This window comes from Ruminococcus sp. 1001136sp1_2201st1_G3_2201SCRN_220225 (assembly GCF_040924365.1).
In the GTDB taxonomy this organism is placed as follows: Bacteria; Bacillota; Clostridia; order Lachnospirales; family Lachnospiraceae; genus Blautia_A; species Blautia_A faecis.
The window spans coordinates 1-3,861 of sequence record NZ_JBCOME010000120.1; the positions used below are offsets into that span (position 1 = coordinate 1).

The 3,861-nt window shown below is 38.0% G+C and carries 6 protein-coding genes; 5 read left to right on the plus strand and 1 reads right to left on the minus strand.

Annotated elements, in window-relative coordinates; all coding sequences use genetic code 11:
- From AB5642_RS20000 to AB5642_RS20020, 5 genes are all read left to right on the plus strand, one after another.
- On the plus strand, positions 1 to 194 hold a 194-nt coding region (locus tag AB5642_RS20000; RefSeq protein ID WP_368371939.1), incomplete at its 5' end, for a helix-turn-helix domain-containing protein.
- A gap of 441 nt (positions 195 to 635) precedes the next feature.
- Positions 636 to 1,238 carry a hypothetical protein gene (locus AB5642_RS20005; RefSeq protein WP_015514507.1) on the plus strand — a complete coding sequence of 201 codons (603 nt, stop codon included), beginning with the start codon at positions 636 to 638 and terminating at the stop codon, positions 1,236 to 1,238.
- 42 nt (positions 1,239 to 1,280) lie between these two features.
- Positions 1,281 to 1,865 carry an SOS response-associated peptidase gene (locus AB5642_RS20010; protein ID WP_012744277.1) on the plus strand — a complete coding sequence of 195 codons (585 nt, stop codon included), beginning with the start codon at positions 1,281 to 1,283 and terminating at the stop codon, positions 1,863 to 1,865.
- A gap of 23 nt (positions 1,866 to 1,888) precedes the next feature.
- Positions 1,889 to 2,347, plus strand: coding sequence for a YaiI/YqxD family protein (locus tag AB5642_RS20015; protein WP_015514506.1), 459 nt, complete (start codon positions 1,889 to 1,891; stop codon positions 2,345 to 2,347).
- Positions 2,348 to 2,465: 118 nt separating this feature from the next.
- Positions 2,466 to 2,876: a hypothetical protein gene (locus AB5642_RS20020; RefSeq protein ID WP_226841039.1), complete on the plus strand. Its 411-nt coding sequence runs from the start codon at positions 2,466 to 2,468 to the stop codon at positions 2,874 to 2,876.
- A 15-nt stretch (positions 2,877 to 2,891) separates the two neighbouring features.
- Here AB5642_RS20020 and AB5642_RS20025 read toward each other — a convergent pair.
- The coding region (locus AB5642_RS20025; RefSeq protein ID WP_368371941.1) for a relaxase/mobilization nuclease at positions 2,892 to 3,861 on the minus strand (970 nt) is incomplete at its 5' end.

The window sequence follows — 3,861 nt, forward strand, 5'->3', positions numbered from 1 at the left end:
ATGTCTCTATTGTATCATGCTTATGTGTATTTGGAATTTCTCATTTTGGCTTGTACTATTTATATTCTAGCACCAATGAAAAGGATACCGTAGGCTTTCACATTCGGAATCTTCGTAAAAAACTTTGTGATACAAACTCTCACTTTTCCATAGATAGTGTTCGTGAGATCGGCTACCGCTTTAACAGTCAGTAAGCAGTCCCTCGTAGTTCATAATGAATTGCGAGGGATTATTCATTTTCTAAGACGGTATGTCGGAATTTGATAAATCCCTGCAAATGTTGATTTTATACGACTGTTAAGAGCAATATCGTGTCTAAACTTGCGACTGGACTTTGCATTTTCTACGAGTTATCTTCGTAATATCTCGGCATTATACTACTGGAATGTTTATCATAAACAGGGCATGATTTATGGCAGAATGGGCAGTCGTTCTCGTGCCATTTATTAGGTCTTGCTTGGATACGAATATGTTTAACTCCATTCTTATCAGAGTAAAGATTACAATTTTTTATAACTGTGTTCTTGACATTAAGGACACTTTTGCATAATGTATTAACTGAAGCCACTTGTGAATACTCCTTTTGTGTTTTTCTTCGCAGTTAATACATTAAAGGACACAAGTGTTTTTTCAATATGGTGTTGTTAATTTATGGTGTTAGGCTTCCACCATTATGCCAGAAGCCTCATATAAATTTATTGGGAAGAGTTACCGATCAAGTTTTCTCAGAATCCGAAGAATGGGATATTGATACGGTGTCAGAAACTATTGCATCGGAATATGAAAGAGCAACGAATCTTTCGATAAATAAAGAGAAGCAGAATTTGCCAATAGAAGAAAAACGAACGATAGATGTTAAAGAAATACGAGAATGGCTGAACTTTATTATTACGATTATATCAGTTGTTTTGGGAGTTACGAATTCTTCAGCAACAACGATAAATAATTACAATTATACACAACAAGTCAATAATTATTACATCGTTGGAATGGGATATGATGCGAAGGAGCTAAATACGACTAAATATAGAATCGTTAATAGAGAATCTATTGTACGACTGAAGCATGACTGCCATTCGATTGTAATTGAAAAGCTTGAGGAAGGGAAAGTTGTTAGAATTATAGATAAATATAAAAAGTGGCGACAGATAATTTGGGAGAATGAAGATGGTGAAGAATGTATGGGGTGGATTCAAAATTATAGATTAACTGAGTTTAAAGTGCCTAGAAATAAATGATGTATATTTGATGAAATAGAATCTATAAGTGAAGGAAGTATTATGTGTGGTAGATATTATATTGATTCTGATATGGCAGATGAAATCGAAAAAGTAGTGCATGATATAGACCAACGGATCCGGCAGGAACATTTTGCAGGAGATATCTTTCCAACCAATGTAGCACCGATCATTGAAAAATCAGAACATGGATTGAAACTGGATGTTTGCAAGTGGGGATATCCATTGTCACAAGGAAAGAATCTGGTTATAAATGCAAGAGCAGAATCTGTTATGGACAAACCTTCTTTTCGAAATGGAATCCTCTATCACCGCATTTTGATACCGGCAAGTGGGTTCTATGAATGGAATCGGTTAAAAGAGAAAAATACATTTTCCAGATATGATGCACCAGTATTGTATATGGCTGGCTTCTGTGATTGGTTTGAGAATGAACGACGATTTGTGATTATGACTACAGCAGCCAATGAATCTATGATAAAAGTACATGATCGTATGCCGCTGATATTGGAAAAAGGACAGCTGAAAGATTGGTTCGATGACAGGAAAATGGAGCAAATTCTGCATCAGGTACCGGTTCAGCTAAAACGAGAGGCAGAATACGAACAGCAGAGCTTATTCTTATAATGGTTCAGAGGAGAAATAGAAAGATGCAAATATTTGTTGATGCAGATGCCTGCCCAGTGGTTGCGATCATTGAAAAGATTGCAAAAGATAATAGTGTTCCGGTAATGTTGTTGTGTGATACAAACCATGTTCTGTCATCGACTTATAGTAAAGTTGTTGTTGTCGGTGCAGGAGCAGATGCAGTAGATTATAAACTGATTAGTATCTGCCATAAAGGAGATATTGTCGTATCACAGGACTATGGTGTGGCTGCAATGGCATTGGGAAAAGGTGCTTATGCTATTCATCAATCAGGTAAATGGTACACGGATGATAATATTGATCAGATGCTAATGGAACGTCACCTGAGTAAAAAAGCCAGAAGAAGTTCCCGTAAATGTCATGTCAAGGGACCGAAGAAGCGGACGGAGGAAGATGATGAAAGATTCGCTCAGTCTTTTGAAAAAATGCTTTTGATGGCACGGGAGAAAGAAGGCAGATGAGGAATTGTAGATGCAGAGGAACGACAGAAGCTATAAAGACTTAAAACAAAAACAGAAGAGTGCAATAGCAGATAAAACATACAAAATGCACTTGAAGTTTTATCTTGAGAATCAGCGAATGCCGGATGCTACTGAAATGAATGATATATGCAAAAGTTTGTTTACGGCAGTTCAATCGCTTGCTCCTAAAACGGAATATGAAGAATTTTATAAAATTGTTGAAAAGCGTGAAAAGAGTTATGAAGAACGTATCCTGAGAGACATTCAGAATGGAATTATAATAGAAACACTTATGGCAAAAAAACATAAGAAAACGCCGGAAGAAAAAGCAGCTGTTGCGAAACAAAAGAAGCAGCAGAGGCGAGCAAGACGGAAACAAGAAACAAGAGATAATCTGGCTAAAGAAGAAATCTTGCAAGATGACAGATTTTTCGTTATTGCCGGTTATACCTCCGGAGGTGCACCGTATGGTGTCACCTGGGAGGAAATGGGTCTGAAACCTTGGGAAGATTTGGAAGAGAATAATTGAGTTGTCAGTGCAATCTTATTTATCTCTTGTGACAGAAACAGGTTCCCGTTTTGCCGGAAGTAAGTCTGAATTGATTTCAGGAGCATCGAGCAGCACAGAGAAATTTTGCTGAATGATATCCAGTGTTTTCTGCTTTTTCTGTAATTTCTGTTTTTCCCGGACGGTAGCAGCTTGTTCAGATTCAAGATTTTCAATCCGCTTCTGGATTTTTTCAGAGCTAGGGATTTTGGTAACACCGAGATCCTGAAGCTCTTTTTTTAGTGAATCGTGGAGTTGGTATTCTGCCAGATGCTTGGAACGGTATTCTTTTGGATTTTTTGCAGATTTGCAATCTTCTATCACTTTACGGCAGAGCCGGTAAGAATCACAGTGTTTCTGAATGACTTTCTGCGTGCTTAGCTCACTGGTGATGTGTGCTATTCTCTGATCAGCCGCTTTAACAGAAGCATCAACATCAGAAACATGCTGCCTGAAATCCTCATAATTCAGTAGGTTATTTTCTGAAAGATAGTTGAAGGTGCGGGCTGCCTCTTTTAGATTATTGAGTTTTGCCCAATGTTCAAATCCTTCTCGATTGCCAGTCGTTACATACGTGGAGATATTGATATACAGGCGAGCTTCTCTGGACAGATGTTTTGGAGTTTTCACTTTGCTACGATTTTTAGCTAAGCGGATGCGGACGTTTTCTTCCGTATAATAACTTCCCAGAGATTTCATATAAGTGAAATTTTTTTGTTCCGGTGCACGGAAAGAAAGATGCTTTCCCTGCCGGACTTCATATCCAGCTAACTGCATTTTTTGTAGAAATTCCTCATAGTTGATGGAAGTCCAGATTGCTTTATCAACTGCAACACGTAGCTTGGCTTTCCAACTGGTGCCACGATGATATTCCATGTTCTCTTTATAGCTTTTTCCTTTTTCTCCGGTTGGCATACTGGTGGCAAGTCCATTTTCCAGGCAGATACGATTACTGATTCTGCAGAGT

Coding starts and splice junctions, on each gene's coding strand:
- AB5642_RS20005 (WP_015514507.1), top strand. CDS start 636: ATGGTGTTGTTAATTTATGGTGTTAGGCTTCCACCATTATGCCAGAAG.
- AB5642_RS20010 (WP_012744277.1), top strand. CDS start 1,281: ATGTGTGGTAGATATTATATTGATTCTGATATGGCAGATGAAATCGAA.
- AB5642_RS20015 (WP_015514506.1), top strand. CDS start 1,889: ATGCAAATATTTGTTGATGCAGATGCCTGCCCAGTGGTTGCGATCATT.
- AB5642_RS20020 (WP_226841039.1), top strand. CDS start 2,466: ATGCCGGATGCTACTGAAATGAATGATATATGCAAAAGTTTGTTTACG.